Annotated in this window: 14 protein-coding genes; 1 reads left to right on the top strand and 13 read right to left on the bottom strand. The window is 55.8% G+C overall.

Annotation, left to right across the window (positions count from 1 at the left end; translation table 11 throughout):
• Positions 1-5: 5 nt before the first annotated feature.
• The 4 genes from RGB73_RS14600 to RGB73_RS14585 all read right to left on the bottom strand — a co-directional run bounded on the left by RGB73_RS14600 (position 6) and on the right by RGB73_RS14585 (position 4,547).
• On the bottom strand, positions 6-788 hold the full coding sequence (locus tag RGB73_RS14600; RefSeq protein WP_310773645.1) for an enoyl-CoA hydratase/isomerase family protein: 783 nt from the start codon (positions 786-788) through the stop codon (positions 6-8).
• Between the two features lie 27 nt (positions 789-815).
• Positions 816-1,607: a citryl-CoA lyase gene (locus tag RGB73_RS14595; RefSeq protein WP_310773638.1), complete on the bottom strand. Its 792-nt coding sequence runs from the start codon at positions 1,605-1,607 to the stop codon at positions 816-818.
• 464 nt (positions 1,608-2,071) lie between these two features.
• Positions 2,072-3,109 carry a zinc-dependent alcohol dehydrogenase family protein gene (locus tag RGB73_RS14590; RefSeq protein ID WP_310773633.1) on the bottom strand — a complete coding sequence of 346 codons (1,038 nt, stop codon included), beginning with the start codon at positions 3,107-3,109 and terminating at the stop codon, positions 2,072-2,074.
• 484 nt (positions 3,110-3,593) lie between these two features.
• Positions 3,594-4,547 (bottom strand): MBL fold metallo-hydrolase, encoded by a 954-nt coding sequence (locus RGB73_RS14585; RefSeq protein ID WP_310773629.1) that lies wholly within the window; start codon positions 4,545-4,547, stop codon positions 3,594-3,596.
• A gap of 330 nt (positions 4,548-4,877) precedes the next feature.
• On the opposite strand from RGB73_RS14585, the gene RGB73_RS14580 reads away from it, so the two are divergent.
• On the top strand, positions 4,878-5,372 hold the full coding sequence (locus RGB73_RS14580; protein ID WP_310773626.1) for a hypothetical protein: 495 nt from the start codon (positions 4,878-4,880) through the stop codon (positions 5,370-5,372).
• 124 nt (positions 5,373-5,496) lie between these two features.
• Here RGB73_RS14580 and RGB73_RS14575 read toward each other — a convergent pair whose 3' ends face one another.
• The 9 genes from RGB73_RS14575 to RGB73_RS14535 form a co-directional block, all read right to left on the bottom strand.
• Positions 5,497-6,387, bottom strand: a complete 891-nt coding sequence (locus tag RGB73_RS14575; RefSeq protein WP_310773620.1) for a Vgb family protein — start codon at positions 6,385-6,387, stop codon at positions 5,497-5,499.
• A gap of 455 nt (positions 6,388-6,842) precedes the next feature.
• A complete protein-coding gene (gene accC, locus RGB73_RS14570; RefSeq protein ID WP_310773614.1) occupies positions 6,843-8,189 on the bottom strand; it encodes an acetyl-CoA carboxylase biotin carboxylase subunit in 1,347 nt (448 codons plus the stop codon).
• Positions 8,190-8,203: 14 nt separating this feature from the next.
• Positions 8,204-8,662 (bottom strand): acetyl-CoA carboxylase biotin carboxyl carrier protein, encoded by a 459-nt coding sequence (locus RGB73_RS14565; RefSeq protein ID WP_310773610.1) that lies wholly within the window; start codon positions 8,660-8,662, stop codon positions 8,204-8,206.
• Between the two features lie 18 nt (positions 8,663-8,680).
• Entirely contained in the window at positions 8,681-10,231 is a 1,551-nt protein-coding gene (locus RGB73_RS14560; protein ID WP_310773604.1) for an acyl-CoA carboxylase subunit beta, read from the bottom strand.
• A gap of 24 nt (positions 10,232-10,255) precedes the next feature.
• A complete protein-coding gene (gene meaB / locus RGB73_RS14555; protein ID WP_396136218.1) occupies positions 10,256-11,245 on the bottom strand; it encodes a methylmalonyl Co-A mutase-associated GTPase MeaB in 990 nt (329 codons plus the stop codon).
• 50 nt (positions 11,246-11,295) lie between these two features.
• Positions 11,296-13,395 (bottom strand): methylmalonyl-CoA mutase, encoded by a 2,100-nt coding sequence (gene scpA / locus RGB73_RS14550; RefSeq protein ID WP_396136217.1) that lies wholly within the window; start codon positions 13,393-13,395, stop codon positions 11,296-11,298.
• A gap of 71 nt (positions 13,396-13,466) precedes the next feature.
• Positions 13,467-15,590 carry a methylmalonyl-CoA mutase family protein gene (locus RGB73_RS14545; protein WP_310773583.1) on the bottom strand — a complete coding sequence of 708 codons (2,124 nt, stop codon included), beginning with the start codon at positions 15,588-15,590 and terminating at the stop codon, positions 13,467-13,469.
• Between the two features lie 33 nt (positions 15,591-15,623).
• Positions 15,624-16,154 (bottom strand): acetyl-CoA carboxylase biotin carboxyl carrier protein, encoded by a 531-nt coding sequence (accB, locus tag RGB73_RS14540; protein WP_310773575.1) that lies wholly within the window; start codon positions 16,152-16,154, stop codon positions 15,624-15,626.
• Between the two features lie 271 nt (positions 16,155-16,425).
• Positions 16,426-17,073, bottom strand: a complete 648-nt coding sequence (locus RGB73_RS14535) for a TetR/AcrR family transcriptional regulator (RefSeq protein WP_310773568.1) — start codon at positions 17,071-17,073, stop codon at positions 16,426-16,428.
• Positions 17,074-17,158: the final 85 nt, after the last annotated feature.

Genomic DNA, 17,158 nt, shown 5'->3' with positions numbered 1-17,158 from the left:
GCTCCCTACCTCCCCACAAAACGAGGCACGCGCTTTTCCACGAAAGCCAAAACGCCTTCCAGACGATCCTCCGTATCGACGCAGCGATTGTAGTATTCCAGCTCCTTTTCCCTCGCCAGCTCATCCTCCATGCCGAACAAGGCGTCGACTGCCCGCTTGCTGTAATGGACGGACAAAGGGGCGTTTCGGGCTAGTGCTTCGGCGAGAGCCAACGCTTGCTGCTGCAAGGTTTCCGGCGTCGTCAATCGATTTAACAGCCCGGCGCGGTCCGCTTCCTCTGCCGGGACCATCCTCCCCGTACACACCCATTCCTTTGCTGTATGCAAGCCGACGCGCTTTGGCAGCAGCCTTGTCGCGCCGCCGCCCGGCATGATGCCCCTCGTCACCTCCGGCAGCCCGAACACCGCACTCGTGGCTGCTACGATGAAATCGCAGTTTAGCACCAGCTCGAATCCGCCGGCCAGTGCATACCCATCCACGACCGCAATCACCGGCTGCGGGGTGTCGGCTATCGCGTAAAACATTTGCTCGAACAATTTGTGCTGCTCTCTCCACTCCTGCTCGCTCATACCGTTGCGCTCCTTCAAGTCGGCGCCGGCACAAAACGCTTGAGGACTGGCTGACTGCAAGAGAACGGCCCTCGCATCGGACTTTGCAATTTCCTGAAAGGCCTGCAGAAGCTGCTCTGCCATTTTCGTATGGAACGCATTTCGCGCCTCGGGACGATGAAGCTCGACAACAGCGATATGTCCCTCTTCTCCCCTATGTCTGATCTGTACAAAATTCATATCTTTCCCTCCGTGAATGCTTTCTGTTTACTTGGATGGCTGCGGCTTATGGTTTGTGTACCGCGTATTCGACTCTACGCAGTCGTACAGCTTTTGTGCCATGCACTCCTTGCGCCCCGCTTCGATTTCTTCCACGATGTGTCCGATCAGTCCGACAGCTCTGGCAGCTACGGCAAATGACTTCACTACGCCAGCGTGCAGACCCATATCCGACAGCACCGCGCCGATCGCTCCCGCCACATTCAACGTGATCGTCTTGCCCTTCTTCGCGCAAAACTGCCTGTGAATTTCTTGCATCAAATCGATGTGCTTGCCAAAGAAGCCGAGTTCTTCCGCCAATGAAAACAGCTTCGGCGTGCGCGGGTCGACCGGTCGGTGGATGGGATGGCCGAATCCGGGCAGCTGCCATCCCTTCTCTTCCCGTTCTTCTATGATGCGTTTGGCGACAAGAGCCGCGTCAGCCTCACCCGGGTGCCTTTTCCAGGCTTCTTGCAGCATGTGAGCGACGTCCTCCATCGCCCCCAAGTAAACGGAGCCCGCCCCGAGCAATCCTGCTGCGACAGCGGCCTGGACAGCCTCCGGTGCGCCGAGATAGGTCAGCCGGGCCGAGATGGAACTGGGGGTGAAACCGTGTTCGCAGATGGCGACCATACAGGCATTCAGCATTTTCGATTCGTAGATAGTGGGCTTGCGGTGTGCGGCGCCAAGAAAAGCCATGTCCGCCAACGTGATTTCTCCGATCAACTCTTCCGTCAAGTCGTAACCGTGCACCAATATTTTGTCCGGCTCGGATACGCCGATCCTCGTTGGAAATTCCACGGACGCTCCCTCGCTTTCTCTTTTCTTTGTCAAAAACCGTTTCTGTACCACAGCTGTTTTCCCGCCCACAATACCCTCGAGCTTTGGACATTCCCCCGCTTCCAAAAGGGCGGATCCCCCTTGGCTTCCGGCTGTTCCGCTCTCTCCCGAATAAGATCCGTCTAACTTTACGAGCAAGAGTCATGCCAGCGGCAGAAGCCTTTGCTCTCTTGTTTTACAGCGAAGGGAAAAAGGCCGATCGCCAAATGAGAATGGTCTCGTGGGCAAAAAGGAATTGTCCTTATTTTAATACAATACTGATTATTCCGTACACGATCCGCACATTTTCATGCTTTGCCTTTGTCTGAGGGATGGAAAGTGCCGGGAGTCATCACCCGATCCTCCCTGGGTTGACACAGAAAAGCAGCGCAGAGGCTCCATTTCTTCGGAACCGCCTGCGCTGTTTCCATTTTTCCTCTATTTCTTCAAGCAAACTTGGTCACGACGAATGTGCCGGTGTTGGAATACGAGCTCATTCCCGTAAAGATGTCGTTGACCTCGGAGAGCGCGATCTCTCTCGTCACCATTTTGCCTGGTGTCAGTCGGCCCGTCGTGACGAGCGGCAGCATCGCCCCGAAGCGATGGGCCGGCATGCCGAGCGTCGTGATGAAGCTGATTTCCTTCATAATCATCTCGTTGACGGGGATCGCGATTTGACCGTGTTCATGGTTGCTCGTGAGACCTACCTGCAAATGTCTGCCCCTTTTGCGCAAGCTGCGGATTCCGCTCACGCACGTCTGCGAAAAGCCGAGCGCGTCGATGGAGACATGCGCCCCACCCTTCGTCAGTTCCTGAATGGCCGTGATTGGATCCGTCTGTTTGCTGTTGATGGTGTGAGCCGCTCCCATTTGCTTCGCCAGCTCCAGGTTGGCATCATTGATATCCACCCCGATCACATTGGCACCGATGGCCGCAGAGATATTGATGGCAGACAGCCCGACTCCTCCGCATCCGTATACCGCGACCCATTCGCCCGGCTGGATTTTGGCCTGGTCGACGACCCCATGGAAGGCAGTCATGAAGCGGCAGCCGAGTGCAGCCCCTTCGACGAAGCTGATCTCTTCCGGCAGGTGGACGAGGTTCCTCTCCCCGAAGGGAATTGATACGTATTCGGCATATCCGCCCGGGTACATGAATCCGGGCAAGAGCACCGAGTCGCAAATATTGGTATGGCCTTGCTGACATTGCGTGCAGGTGCCTTCACTGCCGGAAAACGGGGCGATCACTCTGTCGCCCTTCTTGAAGCGCGTCACATTTTTCCCGACTTCCTCCACCACGCCGGTGAACTCGTGCCCCAATATGTTGGAAGGGTACCGGTTGGTTTCTGCCTCCCACACATGCCAGTCGCTTCGGCACACACCGTTCGCCATGATCCTGACCAGGATGTCGTTGTCGCCAGGAGTCGGCGTAGGCACTTCCTTTACCACACAATTCATTTGTCTCTCCAATACAAGCGCTTTCATTTCAGGACGCCCCCCATCATCGGATATTTCGGAAAACCTGGCTGCGCCATTCCTTTTGGCGAGCCGCGGTACCCAAAGGGCACAAGTCTTGCTATCTCACTGTGTTCGAAGTCTCGCTATGTTGCCCTTATGCTGGATAGGAAATGGATCCATTCCTATCTGTATGAAAAAGACTGTGTCGTCTTGGATGACAGCATCAATCGTTCCCGGTCGTTCGAACGAAAAATCCTAGAGATAACATACGCGTATGCCCTTGAATCAAGTCTATTCGCCTTTTCGTCCGTAAAACCCTCGTTTTTGATAGAATTTTCTGAAATAATTACTTCAAAGCTTCCTCCACCATCTCCTTCGCCCTTTGCGGATTGCTTGCAAGACAAATCCCCAGCCAACCCCGCTGTTTACTCTTCATCCTTTCACCTTGGAACCGACATTGATCGAGAAAAAAGCGCCTTGGCTTCCCAAGGCGCTTCTCTAGGTTCATCCGTCATCCGACCAGGCGGAAAACAATTTTTCCTTCACGCTGCTCCGCACGAAGCTTCCCTTCTGATTCCAGGTACAGCATGCGGGTGAGCGTCATCAAAAATTCCGCCAAGTGGCGAAACGACATGTTGTCAAAGCGGTACACCGCTTGGCTGACCTCTCCCGCGGTATTTCCATGACGGGATATCCCTTCCAAAATTTGCTGCATTCTCTGTTCATGTCCTGCCCGCAGCTCTGCGATCCTGGTCTGGAGGTCGTAGATGAGACTTCCGTGTCCGGGCAAGGCGACGTCCACGGGCAACTCCGCTACCTTCTCCAGCGACTCCAAATAATCGCGCAATGGGTTGCCTTCCTCTTCGGACCAGATGGGAATCAGGGGAGAAATCTCGTTCAGTACATGGTCGCCTGCCAGCAAAATCCGGCTGGAACGATTGTAGAAGCAAAAGTGATCCGGCGAATGGCCGGGGGTCCAGAGCGACTGGAACACGTAGTCGCCCAGCTCCACTTCCTGGCCGTTCTCCAGCAGCTCATCCGGCTCAAAGTAATCTGCATCCACCTGCTCCAGCATGGCTTTTTCCTGGACAAATGGCCCGCCATGTCTGGCAAAGAAAGGATACAAGGCTGTATCGCTGCCCGTATAGTTTTGCAATTTCCGGTGATATTTCTGCATCTCATCAAAGCCGAGCCGTGAGATGAGGACAGGTGCTTGAAATTGTTCCCGCAGCCAGCGAGCTAGACCGATGTGATCCGTATGCGAATGAGTCAGTACGATCTTCTCCACTTTGGTTTCGGCTGGCAGTGCCCGCTTCCAGATCTCGATCGATTGTTCGGAGTAGCTGCCTGTGTCCACAATGGTCAAGCCTTTTTCGCCCTTGAAAATGTAACTGTTCATTTGGCGCATGCCAAACGGAAATTCGACAGATAGTTGATAGATTCCTTCGGCTACCTGAACCAGCATCGTTTTTCTCCTTTGTCTCTGTGTCTGGCTCTATTTTAACACATTTTCCCTGTGAAACAGACGACGCGAAAACCCATCTCCTTTCTCCGGAAGCCTGAATACTGTCAAGGTCCAGCAGCCGAACGTCCATTTCGATTTCATCCGTTCATCTGCCAATACAAAGAGAAGCGGACTTACATATGGTATGGCAGGAGGTGGTCCACGTGGCTTCCAGATGCCTTTGCCGAGGCAGCCGATGCACGGTTTTTTGCCGGTGCGGCTGCAGACGAAAGCGAAAATAGTTACATGCAGCAGTATGTCCGAAATGACGGCTTGCCAAGGAGGTAGAATATGCTCCTGCTCAACATGGTCTTTCTTGGATTCCTTACGCTTGGCAGTATTCTGTACACGTATCGGAATCGGTCCGAGCTGGCCTGCATGGACGGCATGATGATGGCGATGGCCATCGGCTCTCTGTCAGGAATCTGTTTGGGACTGAATCTCCAACCGTATTTTCCTGGCAATCTGGCACTCTCCACGATCCTGGCAGTACTGATTGGGATGGCGGCAGGATTTGCAACTGGCAGAATCGTCTCCCTCACTGCTTCCATCGATGGCGTGATGGCCGGAATCATGGGGGGGATGATGTCACCCATGCTCGGTGCGATGCTCGCTCAACCCATGCCTTTGATCTGGTTTATGGATCTCGTTTATGTTTTTGTGCTGAGTTTGCTCGTTTTCCTGGTGAAGGAAGCACGGCAAGCGTTTTTGGAGGAAAGTGGTCTGAACACGTCCAGTCAACCGGTTCGAGACTCTCGGCTTTCTGACACCACAGACGATGAGTGATACCAATCGGGGAATGGGCAAGCACATTCGGAACAGCAGCGACTTACTACCGGAAATACGATCCCATCTGCGCATTGTGGGTGAGCCTCTCGCAGCTATACTTCACCCGCAATGCCAGCGATGGTTACGCGAGGACGGTCAAGCGTCCGATCTGGCCGCACTCTTCCGCAAACCAGACATCGCCCTCGGGACCAATCGCGATGCCATGTGGTTCAGCCTGCTTCGTGGGAATGGCATATTCCGCGATCACACCACTGGTGGTGATCCGTCCAATTTGGTTGCCGCCCCACTCCGTGAACCATAGATCCCCATTCTGCCCGGAAATGATGGCATGTGGACGAGCATTCTGCGTCGGAATGGCATATTCGCGAATTTCACCTGCGGTCGTGATTCTACCGATTTGATTGCCGATGATTTGGACGAACCACAATGCCCCATCCGATCCGCTCGTGATCCCGACCGGCCCGGAGTTGGGAGTGGGGATCGCAAATTCGGTTATTTCGCCTTCCGTGCTGATCCTGCCGATCGCATTGCTCTGATTTTGCGTGAACCACAGCGCCCCGTCCGCCCCTTGCGCAATGAATGAAGGGAAGGACTTCGGATTGGGCAAGGCAAACAAGGTGATATCCCCTGCTTGGTTGATCCTTCCGATCTTGCCGCCGTTCATCTCGGTAAACCAGATAGTGCCATCCGGACCTTCCGTGATGCCAAAGGGTGCTGCCCCGTCCTCTGGCAGTTCGTATTCCGTAAAGAGACCATTCATGGACATCCTGCCGATCCGGTTTGCGTGGTATTCCGTAAACCATACGTCTCCGGATCGGTCCGAAATAATCGACATCGCTCCGGAGTTCGGTGTCGGAATGGAGTAGGAGTTCACCTCGCCACGATCCGTGATTCGGCCGATTCGATTCCCCTTTTGTTCCGTAAACCACATGGCGCCGTCTTTCCCTGCCGTAATACCGTACGGCCCGGAATCTCGCTTTGCGAGGGCAAACTCATGTATCTGAATGTTCATCCGTTTTTCCTCCGTTTTCTGTTTTCAAAAAGTGCTGTTTCATACTTGCCTTTTGCTGAAGCAGGTCGTGAATATACAAAAAACCTCCTATTCCGATGTCCGGACAGGAGGTATGCAGGCGGCAGAAAGACGCACGGGCTCCTAGAGGGAAAGCCGTCCATCGCCCAAATAAAAAGCCATACGAATCCTATCCGGAAACATCGTCCCTACGTTTTTTCGTGAAGATAGGGTTCGTAGATCATTGGCTCTTGGTCACCCTTTCAGTCAATAAATACTCTCAATTTATCACGAGCCTTCCATCGGATCAACTCTTTATTCCAAAACTGGTAATGAGCTGCCTATAACTCTCGAAAACCATCCTCTCATCCACTAGTGGGGATGGAACCTCTACCCGCAATGTATTTCTTGCAAAAATGAGAGCCGGCGTCTTTCGCCGACTCTTCGTCCAATTACCTTTACAGCTCCAGCTTGTTTTTCTCCAGGAAATTCGTTGCAAAATTCCCCGAGACGAAATCGGGATGCTCCAGCAGCTTTTCATGGAATGGAATCGTCGTGTGCACGCCTTCGATCACAAACTCGTCGAGGGCACGGCGCATTCGGGCGATCGCTTCCTCCCGATCATTTCCCCAGACGATGAGCTTCGCCACCATCGAATCGTAGAACGGCGTGATTTCATAGCCGGGATAGACTGCACTGTCCACACGCACGCCATATCCGCCTGGCGGCAAGTAGTTCGCTACTTTTCCGGGTGACGGCATGAAGTTCTTCGCGGGATTCTCCGCATTGATTCGGCATTCGATGGCCCATCCGTTGATGGTGACATCCTCCTGCGAAAACGACAAGGGGTTGCCGGCTGCGACGGAAATCTGCTCCTTGATCAGGTCGATGCCTGTAATCATTTCCGTCACCGGGTGCTCGACCTGGATACGTGTGTTCATTTCCATGAAGTAAAACTGGCCGTGCTTATCCAGCAAAAATTCGACCGTACCGGCTCCGTGGTAGTTCACCGCTTTGGCGGCCGCTACCGCAGCTTGCCCCATTCTGTCGCGCAGCTCGCTGTCCAGGGCGGGCGATGGTGCCTCCTCCACCAGCTTTTGATGGCGCCGCTGTATGGAGCAATCCCGCTCTCCCAAGTAGACAGCGTTGCCGTGCTTGTCGCCCATGATCTGAATTTCCACGTGGCGCGGCTCTTCCACATACTTTTCCAGGTACACGCCCGGATTGCCAAACGCCGTCTCCGCTTCTTTCTGCGCTTGGCGGATGGCCTTGGCCAGCTCCTCTTCGTCGTAGGCCAGGCGCATTCCCCTGCCGCCTCCACCCGCCGTCGCTTTGACGATGACCGGGTAGCCGATTCGCCCTGCCACTTCCAGTGCTTCGTCTATGTCGTCGATCAGGCCGTCCGTGCCAGGAACGAGCGGCACATTGGCCTGGCTCATGGTCGATTTGGCGACGGATTTGTCCCCCATTTTGCTGATGGCCTCCGGGTCAGGCCCGATGAACGTAATCTTGCAATCCTGGCAAAGCTGGGCGAACGAAGCGTTCTCCGCCAAAAAGCCGTACCCGGGATGTATCGCATCCGCACCGGTCAAAAGAGCGACGCTCATGATGCGCGGCATGTTCAAATAGCTGTCTTTGGATGCGGTAGGACCGATGCAGTACGCTTCATCCGCGAGCTCCACATGCAAGGCTTCGCGATCCGCCTCTGAATAGACAGCGACCGTGGCGATCCCGAGCTCACGGCACGCCCGAATGATCCGGACCGCGATTTCTCCGCGATTGGCTACCAATACTTTTGTAAACATAACGTGTGCGCCTCCTAGCTCTGTTTGACAGCCATCAAGGCTTTGCCGTAATCGACGAGCTGTCCGTCTGCTGCGAAAATCTCCACGATTTCTCCGTCTGCAGAAGCAACGATGTCCTGGGAAAGCTGCAGGGCATCAACGGAGCAGCGCCCGATGATCTCCCCTGCCTTGACCTTTTGACCGACCGCTGCCGCTGCGTTGAAAACCCCGACCGCCGTCGACGTGATGGTATGAATCGATGGCTGGACTTCCGCTTCCTGCACCTGTTCGGTAGCAGCCTCTGCCGTCGCGGCCGCTTCCTGGTAGCCCGTTTGGACTTCTTCCGCCTGTTCCACGGGAGCCACCTCGGCAGCAGCCAACACCGGCGGAGCCTTTTTGATCACGATGGTCGTCGATCCTTGCTGCCACTCCAGCTCCTCAATGGACGACTGATTGACCAGCTTGATAAACTCGCGAATGTCATGCAGTTTCATCTCTTATCGATCCTCTCTCTACAAAGGGATGTTTCCATGCTTTTTATAAGGGCGCTGCTCCTGCTTGCCCCGCAGCATTTCAAGCGCTTGCGCCACCTTCAAGCGCGTTTCTCTCGGGTCGATCACGTCGTCGACCATGCCGAGACTGGCAGCTACATACGGATTGGCGAACTTCTCCCGGTACTCGGCGATCTTTTCCGCGCGAGTGGCCACCGGATCGGCACTTTGCTCGATCTCCTTGGCGAAGATAATGTTGGCAGCCCCTTCCGGCCCCATCACCGCGATTTCCGCATTGGGCCAGGCATAGACGACATCGGCGCCGATCGACTTCGAGTTGAGGGCCACATACGCTCCTCCGTACGCCTTGCGCAGGATGACGGTGATTTTGGGCACGGTCGCTTCCGAGTAGGCGTATAGAATTTTCGCGCCGTGGCGGATGATGCCACCATGCTCCTGATTGATCCCCGGGAAGAAACCGGAGACGTCCTCGAAGGTGAGCAGCGGGATGTTGAAGCAGTCGCAGAAGCGTATGAAGCGGGCCAGCTTGTCGGAGGAGTGAATGTCGAGCCCGCCCGCCATCACTTTCGGCTGGTTGGCGATTATCCCCACGCTGTGCCCGTCAATCCGCGCAAGCCCGACGACGATATTGCGCGCGAAGTTCGGCTGCACTTCCATGAAGTCTCCGAAGTCTACGACCTGCTCGATCACTTTGCGTACATCGTATACTTTGGTGCTTTCGGCGGGGACGAGCTCCAGCATCTCTTCCTGCCAGACTTTGTTCTTCTCGGCTTCACGCACAGGGGCCTGCTCCCGATTGTTTTGCGGCAAAAAGCTCAGGAGCCTGCGCACCTGTTCCAGCACTTCCTGTTCCGTCTCCGCCGTAAAGTGGGCGTTGCCGCTCACGGAAGCGTGGACTCTGGCTCCCCCGAGATCTTCCGCCGAGATTTTTTCACCGGTGACGGTCTCGATCACTTTCGGACCCGTAATGAACATCTGGCTCGTCTTTTCCACCATGAACACGAAGTCCGTAATGGCGGGTGAATAAACGGCTCCCCCCGCGCACGGACCGAGAATGACCGAGATTTGTGGGATGACGCCGGAGTAAATGGAGTTGCGGTAGAAGATCGTTCCGTAGCCGTCCAGCGAGCTGACCCCTTCCTGGATGCGGGCTCCACCGGAATCGTTCAGCCCGATAAAGGGAGCCCCGTTTTTCGCCGCGAGGTCCATGACTTTGGCGATTTTCATCGCGTGCATTTCACCGAGAGCCCCGCCGAATACGGTGAAATCCTGGGCAAACAGGTAGACCGGGCGGCCGTTGATCTTGCCGTAGCCGGTGACGACCCCTTCTCCCGGCGCTTCCGTTTTGTCCAGGCCGAAATGGGTAGCGCGATGCTCCACGAACGGATTCAGCTCCATAAACGTATCCGGGTCGAGGAGCAGTTCGATCCGCTCTCTCGCCGTGAGCTTGCCCCGATTGTGCTGGGCGTCGATCCGGGCATCCCCGCCTCCCAGCTGGACCTTAAACTTTCGTTCCATCAGCTCGTCAATTTTTTCGTGCATGCTGCTCATAGTCCGACCTCTCTTTCCATCCCATCACTGTCTCGTTTTTTCATAGATTGCGACCAGCTGCTGCACGGCACTCGTCGCGGACATTTCTCCGCTGGCCACCGCCTGCTCGATTTGCGGCAGCAGACTGGCTACATTCGGATTGCTGTAAAAGGTGGAACGCAAATAATCGTGCGTCATACTGTGCATCCAATCCAGCGCCTGCGCTTTGCGGCGGGCTTCGAAGCCTCCCGTGCGGGTCGTCTGCTCGCGAAACTGGCCGACGACGTCCCAAATATCTTCGATCCCTTCCCCTGTCAGCGCTGAGCACATATACGCCTTTGTTTGCCAACCCGCTGTCGCCGGTTGAAGGTAGTGCAAGACCCGATTGTACTCGCCGCGTGCGACGAGTGCCCTCTGTTTGTTCTCTCCGTCTGCTTTGTTGATCAAGAGCGCGTCCGCGATTTCGATGACGCCCTTCTTGATCCCTTGCAGCTCATCTCCCGCTCCTGTCAGCATCAGCAGCAAAAAGAAATCGACCATCGAACGAACCGTCGTCTCGCTTTGCCCTACGCCGACTGTCTCTATCAAAATCACATCGTAACCGGCCGCCTCGCAGAGAAGCATCGTTTCCCGCGTCTTCCGGTTCACCCCGCCCAGCGTGCCGCCAGTGGCGGAAGGGCGGATGAATGCGTTCGGATTGCGGGAAAGAAGCTCCATCCGCGTCTTGTCTCCGAGAATGCTGCCCCTTGTCACCGTGCTGCTTGGATCGACCGCCAGCACGGCAACGCGGTGCCCTTTTTCGCACAGCATCGTGCCGAATGCCTCGATAAACGTGCTCTTCCCCGCCCCGGGCACTCCGGTAATGCCGATGCGGATCGATTGGCCGGTGTGGGGCAGCAGCCGTTTGATGACTTCCTGGGCCATTTCCATGTGAGCTGTCGAATTGCTCTCGACCAGGGTGATGGCCTGCGCGAGAATGGTGCGGTTGTTTTCCCGGACGCCCTGCACGTATTGCTCGACCGAAAGGCGAGGCATGCGGCCGGACGAAGAAAAGTGCAAGGATGGTCGCTCGTTCGCCCCGCCGCTCATAGGCTCGCAGCCTCCAGGCGGCGAACGATCTCCTGCAAAACGTTTTGCGCAGCTACCGGGATGACGGTGCCAGGACCGAAGATGGCAGCCGCTCCGTGCTCTTTCAGGTACGCGTAGTCCTGCGGTGGAATCACGCCGCCGACGATGACGACGATGTCTTCGCGGCCCAGCTTTTTCAGCTCCTCGACCAACTGCGGGAGCAGCGTCTTGTGGCCGGCCGCAAGCGAGCTGAAGCCGATCGCGTGCACATCATTCTCCACGGCTTGCTTGGCCGTTTCTTCCGGCGTCTGGAAAAGAGGCCCGATATCGACGTCGAAGCCCAGGTCCGCGAATGCCGTCGCGATCACCTTCGCTCCCCTGTCGTGTCCGTCCTGCCCCATTTTCGCGATCATGATGCGCGGGCGTCTGCCTTCCCACTGCTCGAACTCGTCCGCCATCTTGCGCACGGCTGCCACCTCGTCCGCGTCCGCGTACTCCGAGCTGTACACGCCGCTGATCGAACGGATTACCGCCTTATGCCTTCCGACAACTTTTTCATAGGCATCGGAGATTTCGCCCAAGGATGCTCGGGCGCGAGCCGCTTCGATAGCCAGCGCCAGGAGATTGCCCTCTCCCGTCTCCGCGCAGGTCGTGATCGCCTGCAGGGCTGCCTGCACCCTCGCCTCATCCCGATTTTCGCGAAGCTCCTTGAGACGCCTGATTTGCGCCTCCCGGACTGCTGTATTGTCTACCTCGAGAATGTCCAGAGGATCCTCTTTGTCCAGGCGGTACTTGTTTACCCCGATGATCGCTTCCTTTCCGGAGTCGATATGGGCTTGGCGGCGTGCTGCCGCTTCTTCGATCTTCATTTTGGGCAAGCCGGTCTCGATTGCTTTCGCCATGCCTCCCAGCGCCTCGATCTCCTCGATGTGCGCCCACGCCTTTTCCACGAGCTGAGCCGTCAACGACTCGACGTAGTACGAGCCAGCCCACGGATCTACGACCTTGCAGATCTCCGTCTCGTCCTGCAGGTACAGCTGCGTGTTGCGCGCGATACGGGCGGAGAAATCCGTCGGCAGCGCGATCGCCTCGTCCAGGGCATTGGTGTGCAGCGACTGCGTATGGCCCAAAGCCGCCGCCATCGCCTCCACGCACGTCCGCACGACATTGTTGAACGGGTCCTGCTCCGTCAGGCTCCAACCGGACGTCTGGGAATGGGTACGGAGCGCCATCGACTTCTCGTTTTTCGGGTGGAACTGCTTGATCAGATTGGCCCAGATGAGCCTTGCTGCCCGCATCTTGGCGATTTCCATAAAGTAGTTCATGCCGATCGCCCAGAAGAAAGACAGTCTCGGAGCAAACGCGTCGATATCGATGCCTGCGCGAAGTCCCGTCCGCACGTATTCCAGCCCGTCCGCAAGCGTGTACGCCAGCTCGATATCCGCAGTGGCTCCCGCTTCCTGCATGTGATAGCCCGAAATGCTGATGCTGTTGAATTTGGGCATGTGCTTGGACGTATACGCAAAGATGTCCGAGATGATTTTCATGGACGCTTCCGGCGGGTAGATGTACGTATTGCGGACCATGTACTCTTTTAAAATGTCGTTCTGGATCGTTCCGGTCAGCTGTTCTTGAGAGACGCCCTGCTCTTCCGCCGCGACGATGTAGAATGCCATGATCGGCAAAACCGCTCCGTTCATGGTCATCGATACCGACATTTGGTCCAGCGGGATCCCGTCGAACAAAATTTTCATGTCGAGGATCGAATCGACTGCCACCCCCGCTTTCCCTACGTCCCCGACGACCCGCGGGTGATCGGAATCGTAGCCCCGGTGTGTCGCGAGATCAAACGCGATGGACAGCCCCTTCTGTCCCGCAGCGAGGTTGCGCCGGTAAAACGCGTTGCTCTCTTCGGCGGTGGAAAAACCCGCATACTGGCGAACCGTCCATGGCTGCGTCACGTACATCGTCGGATACGGACCCCGGAAATAGGGAGGAAGTCCCGGCATGTAACCGAGATGGCTCATGCCACTGAGATCCTCTTTGGTATAGAGCGGCTTGACGGGAATCTGCTCCAGTGTTTGCCAAATCCATTCATCCAGCTGTTTTGGGTCCATTTGCCGAGCCGGTTGGCCGAGCACTGTTGTTGCCGAACAGTACGAGCCTTTGGAAAAATCAGGTCTCTTCATCATGAGATCACCCCTATGCGTTCCTGGAGGTCGCGAAGCACTTCGTAGCAATTGGACCGAGCGTGAATGCAGTCATCGAGTCCTGCGCTCTTGTATGCGGCGAGTTGCTCCGCTTCAGGCAGTCCGGCCAGGAGCAGCGTCATGTCCGGCTTTTCTGCCTTGATCGCCTGTGCCAGCGCCGGGACAATTCCGGGATAGGTATCGTCATCGGAGCAAATGACTGTGATTGACGCCAAAGACGCGGCAGCTGCCCGCGCCGCTTCCTCTGCATGGGCAAAGCGCTGGTCGCGCAATACCTCAAAGCCCCCAACCGCGAAAAACTCCGCTGCAAAGTCTGCTCGCGCTTTATGCCTGGATACGGGACCGATATTGGCGAGAAAAACGGTCGGCTTGTGGCCATTCTTGACCTCGTAATCATACGCCCGCTGGCGCAATATTTCGAACGATTCCCCTGCTCGGTGGCGGCGAAGCGGCTTGACCGCGAGGGGCACCTGATTATCCGGCAGCATCGCTCTCGTCAGCTCTCCCAGAGTCGCCCCTGCCTGAACAGCACCTGCCGCCATTTCCAATAAATCGCTTCGCTCAAACCCCAGATTCTCCAGTGCCGCAGCTACGGCCTCACGGTCATGAGTGGCGTTGTGCGCCTGTCGTTCTGCCCATCGGCTCTCCGGGTCGATCGTCAGCGGGGCAGCCTGTTCGGGACGCTCCTGTGGATTGGCGTACATGTTGGTGCCGACGATGCGTTTTTTCCGAGAGACGATGTCTTCCGCTTTTTTCCCGGCGACTTTTTCTACCTGCGCCTGCGGCTCGCCTCCAAGAAGCGCTTGCAGCATCCCTCCCTGCTCTTCTACCTGCAGGAACATTTCCCATGCCTTCTTCGCGACTTCATCTGTCAGCCATTCGACGTACCATGAGCCTCCGGCGGGATCCGTCACTTTTCCCAGGTGCGCCTCCTGTTTCAATATCAATTGCGTATTGCGGGCGATTCGTCGGGAGAATTCGCCTGCAGGCTGGATCGCTTCGTCGAATGCCGAGACGTGCAGGCTGTCCGCCCCGCCCACTACCGCTGAAAACGCTTCCGTAGTCGCGCGCAGCAGATTGACGTGCGGGTCGAGCGCGGTCTTTGTCCACGCGGAAGTGCGCGCGTGAATCGTCATTTTCTTCGCGAGCGGCGATCCTCCGTACGAATCGATGATCGAAGCCCAAAGCATCCGGGCCGCTCTGATTTTGGCGATTTCCATGAAGCTGTTGGAGCCGACGGAAAAGGCGAATTGAATCTGCGGCGCGATTTCCTCGATGTCGAGCCCTCTTTCCAGCATGGCCTGCACGTACTCTACCCCTGTGGACAGGGCGTACGCCAGCTCCTGCACGGCACTTGCGCCTGCATCGTGGTACGGATGGCCTTGCACCAGGATCGTCTTTAGCATTGGCGCATTTCGAGCCGCCCATCGAGCCGTGCTTGCCATGCCATCGTAAGCAATGGCCAGCGGATACGGCAGAGTCCCTGTCGTGACGATCGCACCCAGCGGGTCTGCTCCGACACAGCCGCACAGCTTCGAGCGCTTCCGTCCTTTTGCGTCAGCATGAGCCAGAAGCAAGCTCAAAAACGGAAGCGCGAATGGACCAGCATCTACGTAAAGCGGAACCATTTCGAGGTCGATTTCTGCGAGGGCCGTATCCACATCTTCGCGCCGGAAGAGCGATAGGCCGCGATCATTCACTGCTCCCAAAGCGTCTGCTGCCGGGTTCAATCCTGCCCATGTCGACCGATCCAGCACGATGTTCAGCATGGTCTGTCCGCGCTCCAGATCGTATCTTGCCATCCGGTTAAACGCTGCAGCGTCGGCTGCCACGATCTCCTGGCAAACCTCCCACGAATGGGCATCCTTCGTCTCGGCTGCTTTTGTCCCCCGCAAATAGGGAGCCTCTCCCGGTGTCGCATGAATATGTGCGAGTTTTTCGACATCATCCTGCCGGTAAATCGGCTGCAGCGTGATGCCTTCATACGTCTTGGTCAACAGCTTGGCGTCAAAAGCAGCCCCCTTGAGGGACTTTTCAGCCGCTTCCCGCCACTGCTCGTATGTCGGAACGGGAAATGATTGAAACAGCGTCTCCTTGTTCACGAATCCTGACCTCCCCGCTTTGGTGGACTTCCTTTATTTTGCTGTCTTGACTAAGAACAGGGGCTGACCGAGATCTACGAGTTGGCCGTTTTCCACCAGAACTTCAACGATCTCCCCTGCCACTTCCGCTTCGATCTCGTTAAAGAGCTTCATCGCTTCGACGATGCATACGATCGTAGATGGATCAACGCGACTGCCCGCCGATACGTAAGGGGGCGAATCAACAGCAGGTGCCGCATAAAAAGTACCTACCATCGGAGACGTAATTTTATGCAAATTTTCTACCTTCTCAACTGGTTTGTCCGCTGCTTTCGGCGGCTCGGCCACACCAGTCCGGCTCGGTTCCGGCACCGGTTTTCCAGGTACTGTCGCCGTCGCAGCTTTCACGAGCTTGACAGGCACAGGTGCTGTATGCGCAACAGGCTGTAAGGCTGTTTGCAGCACTGTCCCATTGATTCTTCTCTTGATTGCGAGGCGGGAATGTTCATCCTTGACCTCGATCGATTCCACTTCCGTCTGCTCCAGCAGTTTGACCAGCTCTCTCAGCTCATAAATCGTCAGCACAACGATTCCTCCCGTGTTATCTTTGTCTCTCTGATGCGAAAAACGCCCAAACCGACTAGTTGGTCTGAATGAATTTCGCAAGACCGACCAGTTGGTCTTTTTCTTTAGTATAGCAAGTTTCTGAATAATAGTACAGACCAACCAGTCAGTCTGTCGCTATTTTTTGAAAACTCGTTGCACCAGCCCCTATACAACGAGAAGTTTGGAGAAACGACCCACGCTTTGCCTCTGTGACTAGGCCAAGCGCAGTCGAGATCGAATCGATTTGAAGTTACACAGGCTTGAAGGGAAAGTCGGAGGATTGCAGGAAAAAACGCTGAAAGTCCGGCTTGCCCATGGCGTCAGACTTCAATACCGCGTGCAGCACCATATCGGCGTAAATATCGGCGATTTGCTCGATGGAGTATGTGCCTGATTTTTGATACCACTTGTAGATCCAGTTGACCATCCCGAATATAGCCATGGATACGATGGGAACGGGAAGCTCGGGGCGGAATTGTCCAGAGTCGATGCCATCCTGGATGACGGTAAACATGATTTTTTTGTAGCGGTCACGCTTGATTTCGATATCCCGGAAGTATTCGGGGGCGAGGAACAAGCTTTCCTGATAAAAGATCGTCACCTGCGAACGGTACAGATCAATCATCTTGACGAACGACTTCACGATGGCCTGCAGCCGCTCTGTCGGCGAGTCCCATTGCTCGTAGGCCTCTTCCGCCTTTTCCAGGACATAGGAAATAAACTGGTCGTGGATGATGTACAAAAGCTCATCCTTGGATTTGAAATTGTGATAAAACCCGCCTTTGGACGTGCCGCTCTCCTTCACGATCTGGTCCACCGTCACCCGGTGATAGCCGTTCGCTTCAAAAAGCCGCATGGACGTCTCGATGATTCTCTCTCGAATTGATTTTTCGCTCATTATCTTCACCCGTAGTCATTATAGCACAAGATTTGGCATCGTCACCCTGCTACCGCCGCACACGAGAAAAAGGAGGAAGCGAGCA

Origin of the sequence: Brevibacillus brevis (assembly GCF_031583145.1) — a bacterium.
Taxonomy (GTDB): domain Bacteria; phylum Bacillota; class Bacilli; order Brevibacillales; family Brevibacillaceae; genus Brevibacillus; species Brevibacillus brevis_E.
This window is presented reverse-complemented; position numbering and strand designations above follow the sequence as displayed.

What these genes read in the sequence shown, in the direction of transcription:
- RGB73_RS14585 (WP_310773629.1), bottom strand. Translation starts at nt 4,547, where the DNA reads ATGCTGGTTCAGGTAGCCGAAGGAATCTATCAACTATCTGTCGAATTT.
- RGB73_RS14575 (WP_310773620.1), bottom strand. Translation starts at nt 6,387, where the DNA reads ATGAACATTCAGATACATGAGTTTGCCCTCGCAAAGCGAGATTCCGGG.
- RGB73_RS14600 (WP_310773645.1), bottom strand. Translation starts at nt 788, where the DNA reads ATGAATTTTGTACAGATCAGACATAGGGGAGAAGAGGGACATATCGCT.
- RGB73_RS14580 (WP_310773626.1), top strand. Translation starts at nt 4,878, where the DNA reads ATGCTCCTGCTCAACATGGTCTTTCTTGGATTCCTTACGCTTGGCAGT.
- meaB (WP_396136218.1), bottom strand. Translation starts at nt 11,245, where the DNA reads ATGCCTCGCCTTTCGGTCGAGCAATACGTGCAGGGCGTCCGGGAAAAC.
- accC (WP_310773614.1), bottom strand. Translation starts at nt 8,189, where the DNA reads ATGTTTACAAAAGTATTGGTAGCCAATCGCGGAGAAATCGCGGTCCGG.
- RGB73_RS14590 (WP_310773633.1), bottom strand. Translation starts at nt 3,109, where the DNA reads ATGAAAGCGCTTGTATTGGAGAGACAAATGAATTGTGTGGTAAAGGAA.
- RGB73_RS14560 (WP_310773604.1), bottom strand. Translation starts at nt 10,231, where the DNA reads ATGAGCAGCATGCACGAAAAAATTGACGAGCTGATGGAACGAAAGTTT.
- scpA (WP_396136217.1), bottom strand. Translation starts at nt 13,395, where the DNA reads ATGGACCCAAAACAGCTGGATGAATGGATTTGGCAAACACTGGAGCAG.
- RGB73_RS14565 (WP_310773610.1), bottom strand. Translation starts at nt 8,662, where the DNA reads ATGAAACTGCATGACATTCGCGAGTTTATCAAGCTGGTCAATCAGTCG.
- RGB73_RS14535 (WP_310773568.1), bottom strand. Translation starts at nt 17,073, where the DNA reads ATGAGCGAAAAATCAATTCGAGAGAGAATCATCGAGACGTCCATGCGG.